At 40.4% G+C, this 1,127-nt stretch carries 1 protein-coding gene; it reads right to left on the bottom strand.

Going from position 1 to position 1,127, the window contains the following annotated elements:
* Positions 1 to 104: 104 nt before the first annotated feature.
* The gene (locus DLM86_RS31665) at positions 105 to 638 is read right to left on the bottom strand and encodes a tyrosine-type recombinase/integrase (RefSeq protein WP_110844243.1); all 534 of its coding nucleotides are present in this window, start codon (positions 636 to 638) and stop codon (positions 105 to 107) included.
* Positions 639 to 1,127 lie beyond the last annotated feature (489 nt).

The following is a 1,127-nucleotide window of genomic DNA, read 5'->3' as shown; positions in this document are numbered from 1 at the left end:
TGAACATCCGAGGGAACAGCTACCGGCTCAAGGAAAAACTAAACACCGGAATCTATTCGACGCCCGGCACACAGGTGGGTCAAAATTATCCCGGCGCTAGTGGGTCAAATTAATTCCGGCGTTGACATTTCATCCTTATAGGCTTGGATTAGAGCCATTTTTAGAACCTTATGTGTATCGTGGATGGATCTGCTTGATAACTTCTTATCGGTAACAACCTTCTTTTTTCCGTTAAATATTTCCTTATTCTTTTGCTTGAGTTCTTTGTAAAAGTCGTGGATGTGATCTTTCGTTAGCTCATTAAGCCGAATATGACCAATACTTTCAATAATGTGCTTTGCTCGATTAGTATATGAATTCAGTGTAACCTTCTTGAGGCTCAGTTCCTTGTCACTTAACCATTTCTGTAACCATTCCTTAAGGGTCATCTTCGTTGGCTCTATATATTTCCCTTTCAGTAGCTTATCTTTTGAATCAATTAGATCCTTGTACGCATCAGCAGGATTGGAGTAGCTCTGAGATTTTTTTTGTGACCGTTTTCCAGTCCTGGGGTCAGTTGTAGATATCATAAAATAGTAAGATTTCGTCTTCGTATCGTTTCTTTCATAAACTCCAGGATATTTTTTCGTTCGTGCCATGATATTACGCTCCTAATTTATTTGAATAGTTGTGGTTAAAACGGTCTTCTCCACGCCGGATTTTACATGCTTGGATGAATACCTCGAATATCTCGCATCCCCAAGTTCCTAGCCCCAGATATAAGGAGAAATCGTCGTAATTGTTGTACAGGTTTAAGCCTGCTTGAACCAGTTGCCGATAGCCATTTGAAAGTCCTGCTTTATTGCATTGATCGTCAAAGAACCAATCGAAGGGTCCGTTGTCATCCGAGACGGGATTCCCACTGCAAAAATCAAAGATGACAGGATGAGCAACAATATAGAAGCCAGTTCGATACTCTTTATCCTTGATTGCGATAGGGTACTTTTCAAGAAAGTAAATAAACCTGAATTTCGAAAGTACTGCGCATTAAAAACATAAAAAGGGCTCCAAATCTTTGGTAGAATGGTGTTTGTCCAGGACAACATCACCCAAAGAGAGGAGCACCTTTTAGGTGAAGTCTACCACAC

This window comes from Paenibacillus flagellatus, from assembly GCF_003217775.1.
Taxonomy (GTDB): domain Bacteria; phylum Bacillota; class Bacilli; order Paenibacillales; family NBRC-103111; genus Paenibacillus_AB; species Paenibacillus_AB flagellatus.
This window is presented reverse-complemented; position numbering and strand designations above follow the sequence as displayed.